A 20914-nucleotide genomic window follows, 5' to 3' on the forward strand; every position below is an offset into this window, starting at 1 on the left:
CCATGAATCAGTCCGCCCTTGCCCGCAGTTGGGTAGAACACGCCAACGGCCACGGCGACTTCCCGCTGCAGAACCTGCCCCTGGGCATCTTCAGCCGCAAAGACCAGGCGCCGCGCTGTGGCGTGGCCATCGGTGATGCCATCCTCGACCTCGAAGCGGTGCTGGCCACCGGCCTGTTCGACGGCCAGGCCCGTGTTGCTGTCGAAGCCACCCGTGGTGGTGCGCTGAACGCTTTCTTCGCCCTCGGCCGTAGCGCCCGGGTTGCCCTGCGCGAGCGCCTGCTGGAGCTGCTCGGCGAGCATAGCGAACACCAGGCCGCGCTTAAACCGCTGCTGCATGTGGCCAGCGAGTGCCAACTGCACCTGCCGGCGCGCATCGGCGACTACACCGACTTCTATGTCGGCATCGAGCACGCCAAGAATGTCGGCAAGCTGTTCCGCCCCGACAACCCGCTGCTGCCCAACTATAAATATGTGCCGATCGGCTACCACGGCCGCGCCTCGACCATTCGCCCATCGGGTACCGACGTGCGCCGGCCAAAAGGCCAGACCCTGCCCGCCGGCCAGACCGAGCCGAGCTTCGGCCCGTGCGCGCGCCTGGACTACGAGCTGGAGCTGGGCATCTGGATTGGCCAGGGCAACGACATGGGCGATTCGATTCCGGTCGCTGAAGCCGCCGAGCACATCGCTGGCTTCTGCCTGCTCAACGACTGGTCGGCGCGCGACATCCAGGCCTGGGAATACCAGCCGCTGGGCCCGTTCCTGTCCAAGAGCTTCATCTCCACCGTTTCGCCGTGGGTAGTCACTGCCGAAGCCCTGGAGCCGTTCCGCTGCGCCCAGCCGGCGCGTCCGGAGGGTGATCCGCAGCCGCTGTCGTACCTGCTCGACAAGCGCGACCAGGCCAACGGCGCCTTTGATATCGAACTGGAAGTGCTGCTGCTGACCGAGCGCATGCGCGAGCAGAACCTGCCCGCCCATCGCCTGACCCTGAGCAACACCTTGAGCATGTACTGGACCGTGGCGCAGATGGTTGCCCACCACAGCGTCAACGGGTGCCAGTTGCAGCCAGGCGACTTGTTCGGCTCCGGCACCTTGTCCGGTGCCCAGCCTGGCCAGTTTGGCAGCCTGCTGGAAATCACCCAGGGCGGCAAGGAGCCGGTTGAGCTGGCGTCTGGCGAGGTGCGCAAGTTCCTCGAAGACGGCGACGAGATCATCCTGCGTGCCCGTTGCAAACGCGACGGCGTGGCCTCGATCGGCTTCGGCGAATGCCGCGGCAAGATCCTGCCGGCGCACTGAGAGGGCAGGGCCATGGAACTCTTTAGCTACTACCGCTCGACGTCATCCTATCGGGTGCGGATTGCCCTTGCGCTCAAGCAGTTGGAAGTCCAGCAGTTGCCGGTCAACCTGCTCAAGGGCGAACAGCGCGAAGCCCACTTCCTGGCCCTCAACCCGCAAGGGCGGGTGCCGGCATTGAAGATCGATTCCGGTGAGCTGCTGGTGCAGTCGCCTGCAATCATCGAATACCTGGAAGAAGTTTATCCACAGCCAGCGCTGCTGCCCCAGGACCCGGTGCGCCGGGCCCAGGCCCGTGGCGTGGCGGCACTGATCGGCTGCGATATCCACCCCCTGCACAACGTTAGCGTGCTCAATCAGCTGCGCGCCCTGGGCCATGACGATGCGCAGGTCAACCAGTGGATCGGCCACTGGATCAGCCAGGGCCTTGCCGCGGTCGAGCAGTTGATCGGTGATCAAGGCTTCTGCTTTGGCGACGAGCCGGGGCTGGCCGATATCTACTTGATTCCGCAGTTGTACGCCGCCGAGCGTTTCAATATCGACTTGAGTGGCTTCCCGCGCATTCGCCGGGTCGCGGCCCTGGCCGAAGCGCATTCGGCGTTTGCCCAGGCCCACCCGTCGAGGCAGCCCGACGCACCATAAATCACGCTGCCCTTTGATCCTTCAGGTGCGCAGCCCGGGCGAGGCTGTCAGTGCACCGACGGCGACACCGGTGGCAGATGGCTCAGGCGTTCCGTCAGGCGCAAGCGCTGGATTGGATCGTCGCTGAGCAGCAAGGCGTGCTCCAGGTCGAAGCGTTCGGCCTGGGGGCACTCCAGGTGCTGATACAGGGTGGCGCGGGCCATATAGTCAGCGGCAGTGCCCGGGCCTAGCTGCAGCACCCGTTCAGCGTCCTTCAGGGCTTCGAGGTGATCGTCGTGGCTGCTGTGCAGCTGACGCAGGTTGCGTGACAGGCGCTGGAGCATCTGCAGCGGGCTGGCAGTTAGCAGGTGGTCGGCGCTCAAGGCCAACTGCGGGCCGAACTGACGGCCCAGCAGCTCGCGGCAATCGGCCGGGTACAGGCGCCTGCCACCACAAGGGTCGAGCAGGTGGTCGGCACCCGGCACGCGCAAAAGGAAATGCCCGGGGAAGTTCACGCCCTCAAGGGGGATCGACAGGCCGCGGGCCAGTTCCAGGGTCAGCAGGGCCAGGGCCAGGGGCTGGCCGCGACGTCGTTGCATGACTTTGTCGAGCAGCGCCGCCTGGGGCCGCAGCGGGTGGTACTCGTCCTGCTGGAAACCCAGGGCGTTGAGGCGGCGCAACAACGGCTGGGCCAGTTCGCTGAGTGGCAGCATCGGCAGCCCGGCGCTGACCTCCTGCTGCAGGGCCTGAACCTCGGTCAGGACGCGCGCAGGCACCACGCTGTCGTCGTGCTCGGCGGCGATCCACAGCGCCGCTTCCAGCAAGGCGACGGGGTCACGCTCAAGGCAAGCCAGACAGGCACTACGTGGGTTCATGACAACCTCCGCTCAAGCTTCTGTTGTAGCGCTGGCGCGGCCTTTCGTCCAGTGGTCCGAGTGTTGTCATCGAGGTTCAAAGCGCGACCTATACTGGGATCAGCACCTCATCGAGGAGCCTGCCGATGTTCGCTCTCATGCAAAGCACCCGCACGCAGTCGCTGCACCTGTGCATCGACCCGCCGACCGGCCTCAAAGCAGTGGTCGCCATCCATAGCGAACACCTGGGCCCGGCCATGGGAGGCTGTCGCTACCTGGCCTACCCGGACGACGACAGTGCCATGGTCGATGCCATCCGCCTGGCCCAAGGCATGAGCTACAAGGCCGCCCTGGCGGGGCTGGCGTTGGGCGGGGGCAAGGCGGTGATCATTCGCAGCCCCCATGTGGAAAACCGCGCGGCCTTGTTCGAGGCATTCGGGCGTTTTGTCGAAACCCTGCAGGGGCGCTTCATCACCGCCGTGGACAGCGGCACCTCGACCCTGGATATGGATTGCATCGCCCAGACCACCCAGCACGTCACCAGCACCACCGCCGCAGGCGATCCGTCGCCCCATGCGGCCATGGGGGTGTTTGCCGGCATTCGCGCCACCTCGATGGCGCGCCTGGGCAGCGATAACCTCGAAGGCTTGCGCATTGCCATACAGGGGCTGGGCAATGTTGGCTACGCGCTGGCCGAGCAGTTGCATGCCGCCGGCGCCGAGTTGCTGGTCAGTGACCATGATCCGGGCCGGGTGCAACTGGCGATCGAGCAGTTCAATGCCCGGCCGGTGGCCAACGAGATGTTGATCAGCACGCCCTGTGACATCTTTGCCCCTTGCGGGGTAGGGCCGGTGCTCAACGGCCAGAGCGTGATGCAGCTACGCTGTGCGGCGGTGGCGGGGGCGGCCAATAACCAGCTGACCACCTTGCAGGTGGCCGATCAGCTGGAAAGCCGTGGCATCCTTTATGCGCCGGATTACGTGATCAACGCTGGCGGGCTGATCTACGTGGCGCTCAAGCACCGTGGCGAGGACCTGGGCACCATTACCGCGCACCTGGCGCGGATACCCTCGCGCCTGACCGAGGTGTTTGCCCATGCCCAGGCCGAAAAGCGTTCGCCGGCACGGGTGGCGCAGATGCTCGCCGAACGGTTGATCTACAGCTGAACGCCGGTCACTCGGCGGCGCCGTCGGCCAGCAGTTCCGACAGGGCATCGGGCTGGCTCTTGAAGGCCTTGGCGAACACATCACGGTTTTTCGCCATATAGATACCGGCATCCTCGACCTGCTGTTCGCTCAGCGATGGCACGGCTTTCTTCAGGACTTCGGCCAGCAGCTCGGCCAGCTCCAGCATCTTGTCGTGACGGTCTGCTTCGGCTTTATCCATGAACAAGCGCTCCAGGTCGCGGCTGCTGCGGTATACCACTTCGACGGCCATTCATCACCTCACATGCCTTTGGTAATCGATGTATTCGATACTGTTTATTTGTACAGTGTTAATGATAGGGTAATCCACAGGACTAAGATAGTGGCAAATCAGTATTCTGCTTCTCGCCATTCTTCACGAAGGCCTGGCGCGGCACTTTTGCCGCTCTCTATGGTCTGCTTCAGCGTGTAGAATTGCGGGTCGGCAGTCGAGCCATCCAGTCTACGAAGGAACAGCAATGAACGAGCAAACATCGCGCCTGAATCGGGAACGGCGCTTTCTGGTACTGCTGGGGGTGATCTGTCTGGCCCTGATCGGTGGGGCGCTGTACATGCAGATCGTGCTTGGCGAGGCGCCATGCCCGCTGTGCATCCTGCAGCGCTATGCGTTGCTGCTGATCGCGCTGTTTGCCTTTATTGGCGCGGCGATGCCCGGCAAGCGCAGCCTGACCCTGCTCGAGGGCCTGGTGGTGCTCAGCGCCATCGGTGGTATCGCCGCTGCCGGCAACCATGTGTACATCCTCGCCAACCCGGCGGTCAGTTGCGGCATCGATACCCTGCAACCGATTGTCGACGGCTTGCCACTGGCCTCGGTACTGCCGCTGGTGTTTCAGGTCGATGGTTTCTGCTCCACGCCGTACCCACCGGTAATGGGCCTGTCCCTGGCGCAATGGGCGCTGGTTGCCTTTATACTGACCGCCGTTCTGGTGCCCCTGGGCATCTACCGCAACCGCCGTCAGGCTTAGACAAAAGTCATGTATTGACGCAAGCCTGTTGTGCAATGAGATTTGCAAAGTTTGTCGCACCAAACTTGATCCTGATCAAGTTCGAGCCCTTGTAGAGCGGGCGTTCCAGGGGTATTGAAAGGGGTGCGACAAACTGTCGCGAAACTGATTTTTCAGGCGCGATTGTTACACAATTGGTAAAGGACTGTTGCTCAATAAGTCATAGTCAACGATAGGTTACCTATCTACAATCGCCCCCAATTTCCGTTCGGCACCGCTTGCGAGTCGCAGGATTAAAGGAGCTCCAGGGCTCTTTTCGCTGACTCTGACGAGCATCGCCTGCGGCGATGCCGGGCTGACCCCCCTCCGTGATTTCCCGCACCAAATGGAATTGGTCTGAACACAGGCCTGTTGCCTACTGAAGTCAAAATAATAAACACCGCAATACCCGGTTTATGCCGAGCCGCCGCAGCTGGCCTCAAGGCATGACCGTATTCGATCCCATAAATGCTGACGCTTGGCAGGACGAAGTGTTGGCGACCAAAACACAAATTGCATTGAAGCAAGCTGCTCTAGAGGTCGTGAGATGAGTAAAAAGCGTTACCCCAGACTGTTTGGCATTCTGCCCTTTTTAGGCATGCTTTTACTCAGTGGGTGCAACTGGACCCTGCTCGACCCGAAGGGCCAGGTCGGCATTGAGCAAAAGAACCTTATCCTGATCGCTACCGGCTTGATGTTGCTGGTGGTGATTCCTGTCATTTTCATGACCCTGGCGTTTGCCTGGAAGTATCGCGCTTCCAACAAGGCAGCCACCTACACCCCGGACTGGTCGCACTCGACCAAGATCGAAGTGGCGGTCTGGACCATCCCGGTTCTGATCATCATTGCCCTGGGTTACGTGACCTACAAGACCACCCATGAGCTGGACCCGTATCGTCCGCTGGTTTCCGACGTGAAGCCGGTGCAGATCGACGTGGTCGCCCTGGACTGGAAATGGCTGTTCATCTACCCGGAACAAGGCATTGCCACGGTCAACAAGATCGTCTTCCCGGCCAACACCCCGGTCAACTTCCGCGTGACCTCGGATTCGGTGATGAACTCCTTCTTCATCCCGGGCCTGGGCGGGCAGATCTACGCAATGGCTGGCATGACCACCAAACTGCACCTGATCGCCAACGAGAACGGTGAGTTCGACGGTATCTCCGCCAACTACAGCGGTGCTGGTTTCACCGGTATGAAGTTCAAGGCAACCGCCACCTCCCAGGCTGATTTCGAAGCATGGGTGAACGAAGTCAAGCAATCGCCTAAAAAGCTGGATGCCGCTGAATACGCAGCATTGGCCAAAACGAGCGAAAACAATCCAGTCGCGCTGTACAGCGTGGCCTCGCCTGAGCAGTTCCAGTCCATCGTCGACAAGTACGAAGGCATGAACCGCGGCCGGCCGGTCCACGAAAAAGAGCAGAGCAAAGAAGCGGCCGGTACCGAAGGGATGGACGTGAGTATGCATTCAGCTGCTGGGGCAGAGGAGTAAGAGATGTTCGGTAAACTAAGTCTGGATGCGATTCCGTATCACGAGCCGATAGTCATGGTGACGCTTGCCATGATCGCGCTCGGCGGTCTCGCGCTCGTTGGTGCTATCACCTATTTCAAGAAGTGGACCTACCTGTGGTCCGAGTGGCTGACTTCGGTCGACCACAAGAAGATCGGGGTGATGTACATCATCGTCGCGATGATCATGCTGCTGCGCGGCTTTGCCGACGCCATCATGATGCGCACGCAGTTGGCCATGGCCACCGGCGGTTCCGAGGGCTACCTGCCGCCCGAACACTATGACCAGATCTTCACCGCTCACGGTGTGATCATGATCATCTTCATGGCAATGCCATTCTTCACCGGCCTGATGAACCTGGCCCTGCCTCTGCAGATCGGTGCGCGTGACGTTGCTTTCCCGTTCCTCAACTCCCTGAGCTTCTGGCTGCTGGTTTCCGGCGTCGTGCTGGTCAACGTCTCCCTGGGTGTTGGTGAGTTCGCCAAGACCGGCTGGGTCGCTTATCCACCGTTGGCGGGTATCCAGTACAGTCCTGGCGTGGGTGTCGATTACTACATCTGGGCGCTACAGCTATCGGGTCTGGGTACGACGCTAACGGGTGTCAACTTCCTCGCCACCGTGCTGAAAATGCGCGCGCCTGGCATGAAGCTGATGGACATGCCGATCTTCACCTGGACCTGCACCTGGGCCAACGTGCTGATCGTCGCTTCGTTCCCGATCCTGACCGCTGCACTGGCTCTGCTGACTGTTGACCGTTATCTGGACTTCCACATTTTCACCAACGAGCTTGGTGGGAACCCGATGATGTACGTCAACCTGTTCTGGGCCTGGGGTCACCCTGAGGTTTACATCCTGATCCTGCCGGCCTTCGGTGTGTTCTCGGAAGTTACCTCGACCTTCGCCGGCAAGCGCCTGTTCGGCCACAAGTCGATGATCTACGCTTCGGGCGCGATCGCGGTCCTGGGCTTTGCGGTTTGGCTGCACCACTTCTTCACCATGGGTTCGGGCGCCAGCGTCAACACCTTCTTCGGTCTGGCGACCATGCTGATCTCGATTCCAACCGGGGTGAAGCTGTTCAACTGGCTGTTCACGATCTACCAGGGCCGTCTGCGCTTCACCGCGCCGATCATGTGGACCCTGGGCTTCATGGTTACCTTCTCGATCGGTGGTATGACTGGCGTACTGCTGGCTGTTCCAGGTGCTGACTTCGTTCTGCACAACAGCCTGTTCGTAATCGCGCACTTCCACAACGTGATCATCGGTGGTGCGGTGTTCGGCTACATCGCCGGCTTCGCCTTCTGGTTCCCGAAAGCCTTCGGTTTCACCCTGAACGAGAAGTGGGGCAAAGCTGCCTTCTGGTTCTGGATCTCCGGTTTCTACGTGGCCTTCATGCCGCTGTACGCACTGGGCTTCATGGGTATGACCCGTCGTCTGAACCACTCCGACAACCCACTGTGGGAACCCTACCTGTACGTAGCCGTTGTTGGCGCCGTGCTGATCCTGTTCGGTATCGCTTGCCAGCTGATCCAGCTGTACGTCTCGATCCGCGACCGCAAGGACAACATGGACGTGACCGGCGACCCATGGGGCGGCCGTACCCTGGAATGGTCGACTTCGTCGCCACCACCGTTCTACAACTTCGCCACCATGCCTGAGAAAGTCGGCCTGGATGCCTGGCACGAAGCCAAGGAAGCCGGTGTTGCCTACAAGGTTCCAGCCAAGTACGAAGCGATCCACATGCCGAACAACACCTCCACTGGTGTGTTCATGGGTGCCTTGCTCACCGTATTCGGTTTCGCCTTCATCTGGCACATCTGGTGGCTGGTTGGCGCAAGCCTGATCGGCACCATCGCGGTCTTCGTCGCCCACGCTGCACGGGACGACCAGGGCTACATGGTTCCAGCCGAGGAAGTGGCGCGCATCGAAGGTGAGCGCATGAAGTCCCTGGGCCTGGCTACCGGTACTCCGGTTGGCGCACGTGTCGAATCGTTTGAACGGGTTTAATCAATGTCCAGTCATGTAATTAACGCTGATACTCATGCTCATGGTCACGACCATGGGCATGACGACCACCACCACGACTCGGGCCAGATGACCGTATTCGGTTTCTGGCTGTACCTGATGACCGACTGCATCCTGTTTGCGTCGCTCTTCGCCACCTACGCGGTGCTGTCCGGCAGTTTTGCCGGCGGCCCGTCGGGTCACGACATTTTCCAGCTGGACTTTGTCGCGGTCGAAACCGCACTGCTGCTGTTCTCGAGTATCACCTTCGGCTTCGCCATGTTGCAGATGTTCAAGGGCAACAAGGGCGGCGTGCTGGGCTGGCTGGCTGTCACCTTCCTGTTCGGTGCCGGCTTCATCGCGATGGAAGTCTATGAGTTCCATCACCTGATCGCCGAGGGCTTCGGCCCGCAGCGCAGTGGCTTCCTGTCGGCGTTCTTCGCGCTGGTCGGTACCCACGGTCTGCACGTGACTGCAGGTCTGATCTGGATGGCAGTGATGATGTACCAGATCAACAAGCACGGTATCACTGGCACCGCCAAGACCCGCATGAGCTGCCTGAGCCTGTTCTGGCACTTCCTGGACGTGGTCTGGATCTGCGTGTTCACCGTCGTGTATCTGCTGGGGGTTCTGTAAATGGCTAACGCACATAACAGCCACGCCGAGGGCAACCACGGTAGCGTCAAGTCCTATGTGATCGGTTTCATCCTGTCGGTGATCCTGACGGCGATTCCGTTCGGCCTGGTGATGTTCCCGAGCATGCCGAAGGACATCACGATCATGGTCGTGGTGGCCCTGGCGGTCATCCAGGTCGTGGTTCACCTGGTGTACTTCCTGCACATGGACCGTTCCGCCGAGCAGCGCTCCAACGTGTCGACCTTCATGTTTACCGTGATGGTCATTGCACTGTTGGTCGGCCTGTCGCTGTGGATCATGTTCAGCATCCACACCAGCATGATGGCGAAGTGAGGTAAGACGACATGTCCGTTAAGCACTTTATCCAAATCACCAAACCGGGGATCATTTTCGGTAACGTGCTTTCTGTGGCAGGCGGTTTTTTCCTTGCCGCGCAAGGGCATGTCGACTTCATGCTGTTCCTGGCCACGGTGATTGGCACTTCGCTGGTGGTGGCGTCCGGTTGCGTGTTCAACAACTGCATCGACCGTGACATCGACATCAAGATGGAGCGCACCAAGAACCGTGCGATGGTCCAGGGCCAGATCTCGCTGAAAGTCGCGCTGGCCTACGCCACCCTGCTCGGGGTGGCCGGCCTTGGCCTGCTGTACGTGCAGGCCAACGCCCTGGCGGCGTTGTTCGGCCTGATCGGCTTTGTCATCTACGTCGGGTTCTACAGCCTGTACCTCAAGCGCAAATCGGTGCACGGCACCCTGGTTGGCAGCCTGTCCGGTGCCATGCCTCCGGTGATCGGCTACTGCGCGGTGAGTAACAGCTTCGACCTGGCTGCACTGACCCTGCTGGTGATGTTCAGCCTGTGGCAGATGCCGCACTCCTACGCCATTGCGATCTTCCGCTTCAACGACTACCTGGCCGCATCGATTCCGGTGCTGCCGGTCAAGCGCGGGATCCTCGTGGCCAAGAAGCACATCCTCTGGTACATCGTGGCGTTCCTGGTAGCGACCCTGATGCTGACCCTGGGTGGCTACGCCGGCATGAGCTACATGGCCGTAGCCGCGGCCATGGGCATGTACTGGCTGTACATGGCCTGGACCGGCTACAAGGCTGTCGATGACCGCCTGTGGGCACGCAAGCTGTTCGTGTTCTCGATCTTCACCATCACTGCCCTGAGCGTGATGATGTCGCTGGACACCAAAGTGCCGACCGAGCTGCTGCTGACTTACGCGCACTGATTCATCAGCGTGTAATGAAAACGCCCCAGGCTGCGAAGCCTGGGGCGTTTTTGTTTGTGCGGCGTTTCCACAAACGACCGAAACTGCTGTTGACAAGTACCCCGGGTTTGCCGGATTTTATCGCCGCGCAGGTAAGGAGTATCTGCGCAGGGCCAGAGGATGCTGGCCGTGATCCATCACACAAGGGACTGTACATGACCGAGCCAAACGCCGTTGATCAACGGGCGTGCCTCGCGCCGCTGCGCGAACGCCACACCTCTGCTCATTTCGATACCGCCCTGCAGGTGCTCGACTGCCTGTTCCGTCGTCGTAGCCTGGCGCCCGGGCAGGATGATGAGCTGTCGGTCGACGTGCTCGAGCCGCACCTTGATAAAGTCCTCAAGGCCATCGAAGCCGGCCAGCGTATCGAGATGGTCCTGCCGGCCTTCCCGGGCAAATCGCCGAACCGGCAGAAAACCCTCAGCCACCTGCCAGACCTTGCCGAGCGCCACGCCATCGACGAGCTGCAGCAGCTGTGCGCGGAAATCCAGGCCCTGTATGCGCCGGGGGCGTTGATTCACATCTGCTCCGACGGCTATGTGTTCTCCGACCTGGTGCGCGTGCCAGACGAGCACGTCAAGGCCTACACCGACGAGATCCAGCGCTACGCCGAGCAGCACTACCCGAACAGCTTCGCCCTGTTCGACCTCAAGGATGCCTACCCGCAGCTGGGCTGTCTGGACTCCATGCGTGAAGAGCTGATGATCGAATACGGCCAGTCGCTGATCGCGCTGGGCCAGCGCTTTCAGGACGAGCCGCACATGATGCTGATGTACTGCGGCATCCACCGCTTCTTGTCCGAGGATTACTCGGGCCTTGCCGAATTTGCCGGCATGAGCCTGAACGCCGTGAAGAAGATTGCCAAGCCGGCCTCGCAACGGGTGATCCAGCGCAGCGAAGCCTGGAGTGCGTTACTGCAGGCGCGTTATCCACAATGCCTGCGCCTGTCGATCCACCCGCAGTTGGCGGTATCGGCGAAAATCGGTATTCGCCTGGTACCCACCAGCGACCTCTGGCGCACGCCCTGGCATTCGGTGGCGATCAAGCGCAGCGGGGTGGTAATGCTCGACAAGCGCAGCAACATCGACGAGCGCTACAGCCGCCTGGTGTTCCGCCAGGGCCGCCCTTGCCACTACGCCAGTGCGCAATGATGTCTGCACTGCTGGCGGCTGATGCCGTGATCTTCGACCTCGACGGCACCCTGGTCGACACCTTGCCCGATATCGTCTGGTGCCTGAACCGGGTGCTGCAGCAGCAGGGTTATCCGCTGCTGTCGCTGGAAACCATCAGTGCCTACGTGGGCGGTGGTACCGCAGCGATGCTCGAGCGGGTTGCCGCACGCCTGGGGCTTGCCGACGACAAGGCCCTGCATGAGCATTACATCGCGTGTTACCAGCAGCACCTGGTGCAGTTTTCGCGACCGTTTGACGGCGTGCTGGAGCTGCTGGCGGGGTGCCGCCGGTTGCAACTGCCGATGGCCATCGTCACCAACAAGGCCCATGACATGGCGCTGCAGCTGGCCGCACAGTTGTTCCCTTCAGGCACTTTCGAACTTGTCCTTGGCCAGCGCCGCGGCCACCCGCTCAAGCCGCAACCTGATGCGGCCCTGGAAGCTGCCAGGTACCTGGCTGTCGAGCCGACGCGTTGCCTGTTCGTTGGCGATACCGTCATCGACCTGATGACTGCACGGGCGGCGGGCATGCACTGCGCCGCCGTGACCTGGGGCTATGGCCCGGTCTACGCCCTGCAGGCGCAGGCGGCGGATCTTTACTGCGAGCAGCCGGCAGAGCTGCTGCAAGCCTTGCAACAGGCACCCACTTCTTGCATGGCTGGCACTCTCGCCAGCCAGCGTTGAAACACCACCTCTCAAGGAAGAAAGGTCATGCAACACAAGGACACCTGGATCAAGGCGGTCAGCGACGTGCTGGCGGGTTATCTGCTCAAGGACAATGACGATCGCTTCGACACGGCGGGCAGGGCTGACCTGGCCACCAGCCTTGCCCGCTTTTATGATCAACAGGCACCGGTGCGCCTGGTTTTGCCGGGCTTCCCGTGTAAGTCGCCGAACGCCCGCGACCAGACCTTCGGCACAATGCCGGACTACGGCGAGGCCATGGCCATCGAGCGCCTCGACCAACTGGGCCAGGACATTGCCGCGTTGCACGCAGCGGGTTGCGTGGTATCGATCCTCAGCGACGGCACCACCTTCAACGACATCGTCGGGGTGCCCGACGATGTGCGCAAAGCCTACAACCAGGCGTTGCGCGAGTTGTGCACCACCCACACAATCAACTGGGTGAGCATGGAAGACCTGTTCCCCCAGGCCAGCAGTGCCGATGCCGTGCGCGCGACCCTGGTCAAGCAGGCGCGTTTGCCGTGGAAGAACGTCGAGGCACTGATCGAACAGAGCCGCCATGACGAAACCCTCAGCCACGCCCACGACAAGCTCTGCAGCCACCTCTACAACGATTTGCGCCTATGCCGCGAAGCGGGGCAGAGCGAAGACGATCACCTGTTGCAGATTGGCTACAAGGCTTACCAGATGATGTTCCGCGGGCAGGCGTTGAACGCTGCGGTCAATCGCTTCTTCCCCGACGACATCCGCCTGTCGGTGCATCAGTACGACAACGCCGGGCCGAAATTCACCCTGGCCCTGGCCGACGGTCTGACCCGGGTTTCCAGCCCCTGGCATGCTGTGCCGGTACGCCACCTGGATGGCAGCCAGACCCTGCGTGGCCGGGCTGAAGTGGACATCGACAAGCATGTGCTGGTGCAGTACCAGGGGCGCCCCTGGCTGTACCACGAAAGCACGGGTGAGGCGCTGCAGGGCTTCGAGTTCGAACTGCAGAAACGGCCGCTGTTCGGCCTGGTGGTACGGGATCCGCTGGGCCTGGGCTTCGAGCGCTTTTCGACGCAGTTGCTCGAAGCGCTGGTGGAGACATTCGGCTTTGTCTGCCTGCGTGGTTGCACCTTCGACGACCGTGACAGCTTCGCCCGCGACTGCGAGCGTTTTGGCACCATTTATCAGTGGGCGTTCGGCAAGGTGCATGTGGTCAAACCGGCGGACAAGCCCGAAGGTGTGGTGCACTCTCTGGAAAAGACCCCGCTGCACTGGGACCTGAACATGCTGCCGGACAGTGATGCCCAGGTTCAGCGTGACCCGAAGTTCTGCGCGAGCAAGTTCATGCTCTATTGCAAGACGGCGCCGCAACCGGGGGAAGGGCAGACCACCATCGTCGACAGCCGCAACGCCCTGCGCAAGGTCGGCAACCAGGTAGCGCGGTTGTGGCAAGGGGTTGATATCACCTACTACACGCGCATGACCTACTTTGGTGGCTCGCCGCGCCACTACAGCCTGGTCGACCTGCACCCGCGCACCGGTGAGCGGATCCTGCGTTATCAGGAGGGTACCGAGTCCAGCCTGCAGACCTTGAGCCAGGAAGTGCAAGGGTTCGAGGCGCACGCTCAGCAGGCTCTGCTCGAGCAACTTAATGCCCTGGTGTATGACGAGGAATGCCTGATTGCCCATGAATGGGTCGAGGGTGACCTGGTGCTTATCGACAACTACCAAACCCTGCACGGGCGCTTGCCGATGTCGCCGGCTTCGGCTTCCCGCGAGCTCTGGCGGGTTCAAGTGTACTGAGCCGAACACTCCCTGGCAGCGGCTCGGTGCCCGTTGCCCGGGAGGCTTTCCGCCTGCCGCGGGTGCTGTGCCGGCGGTAGCGTGTCGTGATCTTCAACCCGATAGGATCATGGCATGAGTGTTTTGACCGTGTATTTTTGCGGCACTGGGTCGCACCGATTCGACGACAACAACCCCAGCTTCTGGAATGGCGAGCTGGTTTCGACCCTCGCCTCAAACGACCAGGGCAAGGAGTATGCCCACTGGATCGCCGTCGATGGCCCGGGCAGTGGCAACCTGCAAGCCGATGAGCTGTTCGTCGAACCCGGTGGTTATTACAACTGGAACCAGACCTTGTTCGGCAAAGGCTGGGAGGAGAACGTCCAGCACGCACTGCAGATCATCAAGGGGCAGAGCAACTGGCAGCGCACGGAACTGAGCGAGGAGGAGTATCAGCGCCTGAAGGCTGCTGGCATCCCTATCCCCAACTCGACCGCTACGGCGTCCTGGTTCTGGCGCACCTACAACTACGGCAATCGCAAGATTACCCCGCAGCTGCTCCAGGAGCAGATTATCAAGCAGTTTCGCAAGGACGGGGTCATTCCCACCCAGGTCAACCTGGTGGGGTGGAGCAGGGGCGCCGTCAGCTGCCACATGCTGGCCAATGCCATGCTTGGCGACAGTGAGCTGAAAAAGCTTCCAGTGAATATATTCGCCATCGATCCGGTGCCGGGCATTGGTAACTTCGACCGCCACCGCGTGCAACTGGGCGAAAACGTCAAACAGTACGTAGGTTTCTTCTCCCGCGACGAGCGCTCAAAGGGCTTTTCCTGCGTGATTCCCAAAACCCATGCCGGTACCCGCTGCCACGTCTATCCGATGCCCGGACGTCACGCTACGCTGGTGGGCAATGCCGCTGCCGACGGTGCCGCCGGCAGCAAAGTACTGGCCGAACCTGGCTTGATCGTTCGCCATTTTGCTGAAGTCTGCCTGACTCGCTGGGGAGTGAAACTGCAAAAAATGCTTAACCTGGGCGAACGTGAGCTGCAGGCTTATCACCAGGTGCTGGTCCAGGATGACAGCAAATATCAGGCAATGCGTAAGCATTCGTACACCCTGGTGACCGAGTCGGAGAAGGGCGAGCGTGCCGTTTCTCTGGGCAGCCAGACTGCCGGGTTCAGCGCGGTCAAAGGCAGCGGCCTGATGCCCGTCGAAGGCTTGGCTGCGCCAGTGCGCTGGCAGACGTCGTCCTACAAGGAAATCCGTTAGTACCGATTTTTGTGCTGGACAGCGCGGCGGCCGAGGCCCTATCTTCTGCTTCGGCCACCGCAGTGGCCAACGTCGCTCGGACGGTTCCGGGCGCTTACGTCTTCGAGGAAGCCATGGCTGACCAAGGTTCGCCGCGCCGCTTTGCGCGCATTGATCGTCTCCCCCCCTACGTCTTCAACATCACCGCCGAACTCAAGATGGCTGCACGCCGTCGTGGCGAGGACATCATCGACCTGAGCATGGGCAACCCCGACGGGGCCACGCCGCCGCACATCGTCGAAAAACTGGTGCAGGTCGCCCAGCGTGAAGACACCCACGGCTACTCTACTTCCCGCGGTATTCCACGCTTGCGCCGGGCGATTTCGCGTTGGTACAAGGACCGTTACGAGGTCGAGATCGACCCGGAAAGCGAAGCCATCGTCACCATCGGTTCCAAAGAAGGCCTGGCGCACCTGATGCTCGCCACCCTCGACCATGGCGACACCGTGCTGGTGCCCAACCCCAGCTATCCGATTCATATCTACGGCGCAGTGATTGCCGGTGCCCAGGTGCGTTCGGTGCCGTTGATTCCGGGCGTGGACTTCTTTAATGAGCTGGAGCGGGCGATCCGCGAGTCCATCCCGAAACCGAAGATGATGATCCTCGGTTTTCCCTCCAACCCGACCGCGCAGTGCGTCGAGCTGGACTTCTTCGAGCGGGTAGTGGCCCTGGCCAAGCAGTACGACGTGCTGGTGATCCACGACCTGGCCTACGCCGACATCGTCTACGACGGCTGGAAGGCGCCGTCAATCATGCAGGTGCCCGGGGCCAAGGACATTGCCGTGGAGTTCTTCACTTTGTCCAAGAGCTACAACATGGCGGGCTGGCGGATCGGCTTCATGGTCGGCAACCCCGAGCTGGTCAGCGCCCTGGCTCGCATCAAAAGCTACCACGACTACGGCACCTTCACCCCGCTGCAGGTCGCGGCCATTGCTGCCCTGGAAGGCGACCAGCAGTGCGTACGCGACATTGCCGAGCAGTATCGCCAGCGCCGCAACGTACTGGTCAAAGGCCTGCACGAGCTGGGCTGGATGGTCGAGAACCCCAAGGCGTCGATGTACGTCTGGGCGAAGATTCCCGAGGAGTATGCTCACCTGGGCTCGCTGGAATTTGCCAAGAAGCTGCTGGCCGAGGCCAAGGTTTGCGTGTCGCCGGGCATCGGTTTTGGTGACTATGGTGATGATCATGTGCGCTTTGCCCTGATCGAGAACCAGGACCGCATCCGCCAGGCGGTGCGCGGCATCCGCCAGATGTTCCGCGCTGATGGCGTCGGCAGCAAGCCGGCCCAGAAGTAACGGCAGCGCTCTACGCTCCATCGCTGGCAAGACCAGCTCCCACAGGGGCAGCACGTGGGAGCCGGCCTTGCCGGCGAAAGGGCTGCAAAGCAGCCCCGACAGGGCAATTTTAACGCTGGGCAGGGCGCCATCACCACCGTCCGTCAGCGGCGATTTATTTCTGCATTACCCCCCTTCTCAAACATCCGGCAAAGCATAGAATGGCGGCGGGTTTCTCCCTATAACGATAATCAACCTCCCCCCTTCTCATCATGTCCGAACATAATCCTTGTTTGAACTGCGGCGCCTGCTGCGGGTATTTCCGTGTGTCTTTCTTCTGGGGTGAGTGCACGTCGGCGGGTGGTGTCGTGCCCGACGATCTGGTGGTCCAGATCAGCCCCAGCCGCGTAGCGATGATCGGCACCGACAGCAAACCCTGTCGCTGCATCGGGCTCGAAGGCGAGATCGGCAAAGGGGTCAGCTGCAGCCTGTATGAACAGCGCTCTACCCCGTGCCGCGAGTTTGATGCGGCCTGGGTCAACGGTGAAGCCAACCCCAGCTGCGATGCCGCCCGTGCCGCCTACGGCCTGCCACCGCTTGAGGCCAACGAACCGATCTGGCCGGACGAGGGCGCCGAAGTCGCCTGAGGCGCGACTTGAGGGGTACACTGCCGGGTTGATGAATCGGACAGGAGGTCCCGCGTGACCCGCATGTACAGTTTTCCCGCTGACCTGTGCCTCGAAAGCCCGCGCCTGCAACTGCGCCCGATGTTGCCCGAGGATGCCGAAGCGTGGTTTGCCATCATGGCCGACCCGCAGGTCATGCGTTACTGGCACCACAGCCCCTGGCAAGCGCTGGCGCAGGCACAGGCCGCACTGGCCGAAGACCGTGACGCCTATGCCGCCGGCCAGTTGCTTAAACTTGGCATCTACCGGCGTGACAATGGCGAACTGATCGGCATGACCCAGCTGTTCAACCTCGACCCCGTCTCGCGCCGTGGCGAAATCGGTTATTGCCTGGCCAGCACCGCGCAAGGCCGTGGCTTCATGGACGAGGCACTGACCTGTTTCATCGATTACCTGGCCCATGGCCTGCACTTGCGCCGCCTGGAGGCTGAAATCGACCCGCGTAACCACGGCTCGGCACGTACCCTGGAACGTCAGGGTTTTGTGCTCGAAGGGCTGCTGCGCCAGCGCTGGTGTGTTGCCGGTGAGTTATCGGACTCGGGATTGTACGGGCTGCTGCTCGATCAGGCGCCGCTGGAAGGTTGAATACTCAAGCGCGGCAGCGCTGTCTGGGTTATTGTCGCGCGCACTTTGACCAGCCAAATGGATTTACTGGTGCCACTCAATTACCTGACCTTAAGCCTGGCCTGCTACCTCACCAGCCTGTTCCTCCAGGCCTGCGCCCGTGAGCACGACGTAATGCGCGGCATGCACGCCCTGGCCCTGGGGGTGTTGAACGGGTCCTTCTGGTTTGCCAACCCGCTGTATTTCGCCGCCCTGGTGATGCACCGGACAAAGCCGCAGGTGGCCCTGTACCTGGGCTGCGCGGCGTTGGCGCTCAGTGGCCTGATGGTACCGCTGGGCTGGCTCGGCTTGACCCCGGTGCCTGATTCGCCCAACGGTCCGGGGCTGTTGATTGGTTATTACGTGTGGCTGCTGGCGATGCTGGTGTTCATTCTCGGCCAGTGGCGTTACCGCCGTGAACCGGCGAACAGCAGCAAGGTGCCGCTGCTGGGCTGGCCGGCGTGGGCGCTGATCGCTGGCATCGTTTTGACCGTGCCGCTGGCCTTCACACCCTGGAGTAAAGTGCCGTTTCGTTCAGTGCCTGAGCAAGCATCCTGCAGCGAATGTGGAGGCAACTGATGGCCCGGTTCTACGTTGCTATCACCCTGGCGTTGTACCTGCTGAGCCTGTGCTTCGATGCCATCTACCTGTCAGGCGATAGCCGCCTGCTGGCCCTGCAGATACTGTTGCTGGGACCTTGGGGCGTCGTCATGCAGATATTCAGCTGGTTCGCCAACCCGCTGCTGGGGTTGGCGATCCTGATGCACCGGCGCTGGCGCTGGCTGGCATTGGTGCTGGGTCTTGGCGCCTTGTACCTGGCGCTCAGCGCGCTGCGGGTGGAGCGTCTGCCGGATAACCACAGTTACAGCTTTCTCGACGTCACCGGCTTTGGTCCTGGCTATTACCTCTGGCTGCTGTCGATCAGTTTCTTCTGCGGGGCGCAGGCCTGGTGGTGCCGGCAGGCGCTCAAAGGCGCGCCGGTGCCGGGCTGGCGCTGGCTGGACGGTGGCCTGGCAATCGTACTCAACATTGCCATCGTCTATGCGATCCAGACCCCCAGCCTGCACTTTCAGCTAAAGAAAATGATCGAGCCGCCGCCGGTGCAGATAGACAAGGACGCCATTTAGCGGGCCGATGTCGACGTGCCCCATTGCACCACCAGCATGCCGACCACGATCAACCCGACCCCGGCCAGGCGCAGGCCGTTGACCGGGCGTTCGGGCAAGCCCATCAAGCCCCATTGGTCGATGATCAGCGACGACAGCACTTGCCCGGCAATCACGCAAACGATGAAGCCGGCGGCGCCCAGCCTTGGCGTCAGCACCAGTGCGGCGGTGATGTAGGCGACCCCGGCAACGCCGCCCAGCCAGGCCCACCAAGGGGCTTGGGCCAACGTGTTGAGGTGCGGCAGCTGCGCGCGCAACACCAGCAATGCCAGGATCACCATCAGCATACTCACCGCCAGCGACACCAGCGACGCCCACAACGGATGCCCGAGCAGGCGGCCGAGCGCTGCGTTGCTGCCGGCCTGAAACGGCACGGCGGCACCGGCCAGCAGGGCGATGGTCAGGGGCAGCAAGGTGGCGGTAATAGCGGGCAGGTTCATGGCATGGCTCTCAAATGTGGCTTGCCAAAGTCTTTGCTATCCATCCCAATAATGGAAATTCGAATGCTGCACAGGAGTTATTCGTCTGATGGATGATCTGCGCCGGATCGACCTCAACCTGCTGTTGACCCTGCACGCGTTGCTGGCCGAGCAGCATGTCTCGCGCGCGGCCTTGCGCCTGCATCGTAGCCAGCCGGCGGTCAGCCATGCCCTGGCGCAGTTGCGTGAGCTGTTCGGTGATCCGTTGCTGGTGCGTCGTGGTGGTCGTTTGCACGTTACGGCGCGCGCCCAGGCCCTGATCGAGCCTTTGCAGCAGGCGCTGGAGCAGCTCGACGGCCTGCTCGGCAGCCCCGGTTTCGATCCGCGCCGGGCACAGCGCAGTTTTCGCTTGGCGATGTCTGATTACGGTGCGCGGGTGGTGTTGCCCGGGTTGATGCGCATGCTGCGCGAAGAGGCGCCGGGGATTGATTTGATTGTTTCCCAGGGCAGCCGGGAGGCCATGCTCGGCCAGTTGTTCGACGGCGAGGCCGATCTGGCCCTGGCGGTATTTCCGCAGATGGCAGCAGAGCTGCGGGCGCAGACGCTGTTCGAAGAGTCGTTCACCTGTGTCGCCGATCGCAACAGTTTGCCTGCGCGGGGCGGCCTGAGCCTGGATGCGTGGCTGGCGCGGCCGCATGTCCTGGTGGCGGTGCGTCCGGGGATCGACAACGAAATCGACCTGGCGCTCCAGGGCATCGGTGCCCGGCGCCGGGTGGCGCTGGCCTTGCCCCATTGGGCAGCGGCCCAGGAAGTGATTGCCGGCACCGACCTGATCCTTACCGTGGCCCGGCGCAGCCTGGACAGCGGCAAGCTGGATTCACGCCTGCGCAGGTTTGCGCCACCGCTGGCAATCAAACCGTTTGCCTTCCAGCAGGCCTGGCATCAGCGCCGCGAGGGGGAGGCGGGGCACCGCTGGTTGCGCGAGAAGGTGATGCAGGTGTGTCAATATGGCCGGCCTGATCGCGGGGCAAGTCGAGGCGTCGCACCGCCGCTCCCACCCAAGAAGGAGTCCGCAGAATGAAACATCCATTTTTGCTTGTCGGCCTGTTGGTCTGTTGTTCTTCAATAGCCCAGGCCCAGGACGAATATTCCCCGGCCTACAGCGCCTGCATGAAAACCGCCGAATCCACCCTGGCCATGAACAACTGCAACGGCGCCGAGATCAAACGTCAGGACAGCCGCCTCAACAGTGCCTACAAAAAGGCCATGGCCAGCCTCGAAGGGCCCCAGCAAACCCAGTTGCGTGAAGCCCAGCGCGCATGGATCAAATACCGCGACGCCAACTGCAACCTGTATTACAGCCTCACCGGCGGCACCATGGACCAGCTCAATGGCGCCGGTTGCATCCTCGGCAGCACCCGCGACCGGGCCGACGAACTGCAGGCTTTGCTGCAGCCTTGAGG

The 20914-nt window shown here is 61.7% G+C and carries 23 protein-coding genes; 20 read left to right on the forward strand and 3 right to left on the reverse strand.

What is annotated here, in order from left to right:
• The first annotated feature begins 2 nt into the window (after positions 1–2).
• Positions 3–1295, forward strand: a complete 1293-nt coding sequence (gene fahA, locus ABIE20_RS02965; RefSeq protein WP_429502668.1) for a fumarylacetoacetase — start codon at positions 3–5, stop codon at positions 1293–1295.
• Positions 1296–1307: 12 nt separating this feature from the next.
• Positions 1308–1934 (forward strand): maleylacetoacetate isomerase, encoded by a 627-nt coding sequence (gene maiA / locus ABIE20_RS02970; RefSeq protein WP_429502670.1) that lies wholly within the window; start codon positions 1308–1310, stop codon positions 1932–1934.
• A 47-nt stretch (positions 1935–1981) separates the two neighbouring features.
• On the opposite strand, the gene ABIE20_RS02975 is transcribed toward maiA, so the two are convergent.
• Positions 1982–2788: a SirB1 family protein gene (locus ABIE20_RS02975; RefSeq protein WP_429502672.1), complete on the reverse strand. Its 807-nt coding sequence runs from the start codon at positions 2786–2788 to the stop codon at positions 1982–1984.
• A 125-nt stretch (positions 2789–2913) separates the two neighbouring features.
• On the opposite strand from ABIE20_RS02975, the gene ABIE20_RS02980 reads away from it, so the two are divergent.
• Positions 2914–3933, forward strand: a complete 1020-nt coding sequence (locus ABIE20_RS02980; RefSeq protein WP_429502674.1) for a Glu/Leu/Phe/Val dehydrogenase dimerization domain-containing protein — start codon at positions 2914–2916, stop codon at positions 3931–3933.
• A gap of 7 nt (positions 3934–3940) precedes the next feature.
• Here ABIE20_RS02980 and ABIE20_RS02985 read toward each other — a convergent pair whose 3' ends face one another.
• A complete protein-coding gene (locus ABIE20_RS02985) occupies positions 3941–4204 on the reverse strand; it encodes a YebG family protein (protein ID WP_429502676.1) in 264 nt (87 codons plus the stop codon).
• 226 nt (positions 4205–4430) lie between these two features.
• Here ABIE20_RS02985 and ABIE20_RS02990 point away from each other — a divergent pair, with 226 nt between their 5' ends.
• The 15 genes from ABIE20_RS02990 to ABIE20_RS03060 all read left to right on the forward strand — a co-directional run bounded on the left by ABIE20_RS02990 (position 4431) and on the right by ABIE20_RS03060 (position 18993).
• Complete coding sequence (locus ABIE20_RS02990) at positions 4431–4937, forward strand: disulfide bond formation protein B (RefSeq protein WP_429502678.1); 507 nt, start codon at positions 4431–4433, stop codon at positions 4935–4937.
• A 565-nt stretch (positions 4938–5502) separates the two neighbouring features.
• Entirely contained in the window at positions 5503–6447 is a 945-nt protein-coding gene (gene cyoA / locus ABIE20_RS02995; protein WP_429502680.1) for a ubiquinol oxidase subunit II, read from the forward strand.
• A gap of 3 nt (positions 6448–6450) precedes the next feature.
• Positions 6451–8469, forward strand: coding sequence for a cytochrome o ubiquinol oxidase subunit I (cyoB, locus tag ABIE20_RS03000; RefSeq protein ID WP_045196135.1), 2019 nt, complete (start codon positions 6451–6453; stop codon positions 8467–8469).
• Between the two features lie 3 nt (positions 8470–8472).
• The gene (locus tag ABIE20_RS03005) at positions 8473–9102 is read left to right on the forward strand and encodes a cytochrome o ubiquinol oxidase subunit III (protein ID WP_026001353.1); all 630 of its coding nucleotides are present in this window, start codon (positions 8473–8475) and stop codon (positions 9100–9102) included.
• On the forward strand, positions 9103–9435 hold the full coding sequence (gene cyoD / locus ABIE20_RS03010) for a cytochrome o ubiquinol oxidase subunit IV (RefSeq protein WP_038997063.1): 333 nt from the start codon (positions 9103–9105) through the stop codon (positions 9433–9435).
• Positions 9436–9446: 11 nt separating this feature from the next.
• Entirely contained in the window at positions 9447–10334 is an 888-nt protein-coding gene (gene cyoE, locus ABIE20_RS03015; RefSeq protein ID WP_038997062.1) for a heme o synthase, read from the forward strand.
• A 194-nt stretch (positions 10335–10528) separates the two neighbouring features.
• Positions 10529–11524 carry an L-tyrosine/L-tryptophan isonitrile synthase family protein gene (locus ABIE20_RS03020; protein WP_429502683.1) on the forward strand — a complete coding sequence of 332 codons (996 nt, stop codon included), beginning with the start codon at positions 10529–10531 and terminating at the stop codon, positions 11522–11524.
• The gene (locus ABIE20_RS03025) at positions 11524–12228 is read left to right on the forward strand and encodes an HAD family hydrolase (protein WP_429502685.1); all 705 of its coding nucleotides are present in this window, start codon (positions 11524–11526) and stop codon (positions 12226–12228) included. The genes ABIE20_RS03020 and ABIE20_RS03025 overlap by 1 nt, the downstream gene beginning before the upstream one ends.
• A 27-nt stretch (positions 12229–12255) precedes the next feature.
• Positions 12256–14016: an isocyanide synthase family protein gene (locus ABIE20_RS03030; RefSeq protein ID WP_429502687.1), complete on the forward strand. Its 1761-nt coding sequence runs from the start codon at positions 12256–12258 to the stop codon at positions 14014–14016.
• Positions 14017–14130: 114 nt separating this feature from the next.
• Complete coding sequence (locus tag ABIE20_RS03035; RefSeq protein ID WP_429502689.1) at positions 14131–15264, forward strand: hypothetical protein; 1134 nt, start codon at positions 14131–14133, stop codon at positions 15262–15264.
• Positions 15265–15377: 113 nt separating this feature from the next.
• A complete protein-coding gene (gene alaC, locus ABIE20_RS03040; RefSeq protein ID WP_115088667.1) occupies positions 15378–16598 on the forward strand; it encodes an alanine transaminase in 1221 nt (406 codons plus the stop codon).
• A 251-nt stretch (positions 16599–16849) separates the two neighbouring features.
• Complete coding sequence (locus ABIE20_RS03045; RefSeq protein WP_045196148.1) at positions 16850–17224, forward strand: YkgJ family cysteine cluster protein; 375 nt, start codon at positions 16850–16852, stop codon at positions 17222–17224.
• A 54-nt stretch (positions 17225–17278) separates the two neighbouring features.
• Complete coding sequence (locus tag ABIE20_RS03050) at positions 17279–17848, forward strand: GNAT family N-acetyltransferase (protein ID WP_429502692.1); 570 nt, start codon at positions 17279–17281, stop codon at positions 17846–17848.
• Between the two features lie 69 nt (positions 17849–17917).
• Complete coding sequence (locus ABIE20_RS03055; protein ID WP_429502693.1) at positions 17918–18445, forward strand: hypothetical protein; 528 nt, start codon at positions 17918–17920, stop codon at positions 18443–18445.
• Complete coding sequence (locus ABIE20_RS03060; RefSeq protein WP_429502695.1) at positions 18445–18993, forward strand: hypothetical protein; 549 nt, start codon at positions 18445–18447, stop codon at positions 18991–18993. The genes ABIE20_RS03055 and ABIE20_RS03060 overlap by 1 nt, the downstream gene beginning before the upstream one ends.
• On the opposite strand, the gene ABIE20_RS03065 is transcribed toward ABIE20_RS03060, so the two are convergent.
• Positions 18990–19472 carry a DMT family transporter gene (locus tag ABIE20_RS03065; protein WP_429502697.1) on the reverse strand — a complete coding sequence of 161 codons (483 nt, stop codon included), beginning with the start codon at positions 19470–19472 and terminating at the stop codon, positions 18990–18992. The genes ABIE20_RS03060 and ABIE20_RS03065 overlap by 4 nt on opposite strands.
• Positions 19473–19560: 88 nt before the next feature.
• Between ABIE20_RS03065 and ABIE20_RS03070 the strand changes: the two genes are divergently transcribed.
• Both ABIE20_RS03070 and ABIE20_RS03075 read left to right on the forward strand, forming a co-directional pair.
• On the forward strand, positions 19561–20532 hold the full coding sequence (locus tag ABIE20_RS03070; RefSeq protein WP_429502699.1) for a LysR family transcriptional regulator: 972 nt from the start codon (positions 19561–19563) through the stop codon (positions 20530–20532).
• Positions 20529–20912 carry a lysozyme inhibitor LprI family protein gene (locus ABIE20_RS03075; protein WP_429502701.1) on the forward strand — a complete coding sequence of 128 codons (384 nt, stop codon included), beginning with the start codon at positions 20529–20531 and terminating at the stop codon, positions 20910–20912. Before ABIE20_RS03070 ends, ABIE20_RS03075 begins: the two co-directional genes overlap by 4 nt.
• The last annotated feature ends 2 nt before the right edge of the window (positions 20913–20914 follow it).

Origin of the sequence: Pseudomonas sp. 2835 (assembly GCF_050435905.1) — a bacterium.
Classification (GTDB): Bacteria; Pseudomonadota; Gammaproteobacteria; order Pseudomonadales; family Pseudomonadaceae; genus Aquipseudomonas.

Bases quoted from the DNA above. Each gene is read 5' to 3' on its own strand.
- fahA (WP_429502668.1), top strand. From the start codon at position 3: ATGAATCAGTCCGCCCTTGCCCGCAGTTGGGTAGAACACGCCAACGGC.
- maiA (WP_429502670.1), top strand. From the start codon at position 1,308: ATGGAACTCTTTAGCTACTACCGCTCGACGTCATCCTATCGGGTGCGG.
- ABIE20_RS02975 (WP_429502672.1), bottom strand. From the start codon at position 2,788: ATGAACCCACGTAGTGCCTGTCTGGCTTGCCTTGAGCGTGACCCCGTC.
- ABIE20_RS02980 (WP_429502674.1), top strand. From the start codon at position 2,914: ATGTTCGCTCTCATGCAAAGCACCCGCACGCAGTCGCTGCACCTGTGC.
- ABIE20_RS02985 (WP_429502676.1), bottom strand. From the start codon at position 4,204: ATGGCCGTCGAAGTGGTATACCGCAGCAGCCGCGACCTGGAGCGCTTG.
- ABIE20_RS02990 (WP_429502678.1), top strand. From the start codon at position 4,431: ATGAACGAGCAAACATCGCGCCTGAATCGGGAACGGCGCTTTCTGGTA.
- cyoA (WP_429502680.1), top strand. From the start codon at position 5,503: ATGAGTAAAAAGCGTTACCCCAGACTGTTTGGCATTCTGCCCTTTTTA.
- cyoB (WP_045196135.1), top strand. From the start codon at position 6,451: ATGTTCGGTAAACTAAGTCTGGATGCGATTCCGTATCACGAGCCGATA.
- ABIE20_RS03005 (WP_026001353.1), top strand. From the start codon at position 8,473: ATGTCCAGTCATGTAATTAACGCTGATACTCATGCTCATGGTCACGAC.
- cyoD (WP_038997063.1), top strand. From the start codon at position 9,103: ATGGCTAACGCACATAACAGCCACGCCGAGGGCAACCACGGTAGCGTC.
- cyoE (WP_038997062.1), top strand. From the start codon at position 9,447: ATGTCCGTTAAGCACTTTATCCAAATCACCAAACCGGGGATCATTTTC.
- ABIE20_RS03020 (WP_429502683.1), top strand. From the start codon at position 10,529: ATGACCGAGCCAAACGCCGTTGATCAACGGGCGTGCCTCGCGCCGCTG.
- ABIE20_RS03025 (WP_429502685.1), top strand. From the start codon at position 11,524: ATGTCTGCACTGCTGGCGGCTGATGCCGTGATCTTCGACCTCGACGGC.
- ABIE20_RS03030 (WP_429502687.1), top strand. From the start codon at position 12,256: ATGCAACACAAGGACACCTGGATCAAGGCGGTCAGCGACGTGCTGGCG.
- ABIE20_RS03035 (WP_429502689.1), top strand. From the start codon at position 14,131: ATGAGTGTTTTGACCGTGTATTTTTGCGGCACTGGGTCGCACCGATTC.
- alaC (WP_115088667.1), top strand. From the start codon at position 15,378: ATGGCTGACCAAGGTTCGCCGCGCCGCTTTGCGCGCATTGATCGTCTC.
- ABIE20_RS03045 (WP_045196148.1), top strand. From the start codon at position 16,850: ATGTCCGAACATAATCCTTGTTTGAACTGCGGCGCCTGCTGCGGGTAT.
- ABIE20_RS03060 (WP_429502695.1), top strand. From the start codon at position 18,445: ATGGCCCGGTTCTACGTTGCTATCACCCTGGCGTTGTACCTGCTGAGC.
- ABIE20_RS03065 (WP_429502697.1), bottom strand. From the start codon at position 19,472: ATGAACCTGCCCGCTATTACCGCCACCTTGCTGCCCCTGACCATCGCC.
- ABIE20_RS03070 (WP_429502699.1), top strand. From the start codon at position 19,561: ATGGATGATCTGCGCCGGATCGACCTCAACCTGCTGTTGACCCTGCAC.
- ABIE20_RS03075 (WP_429502701.1), top strand. From the start codon at position 20,529: ATGAAACATCCATTTTTGCTTGTCGGCCTGTTGGTCTGTTGTTCTTCA.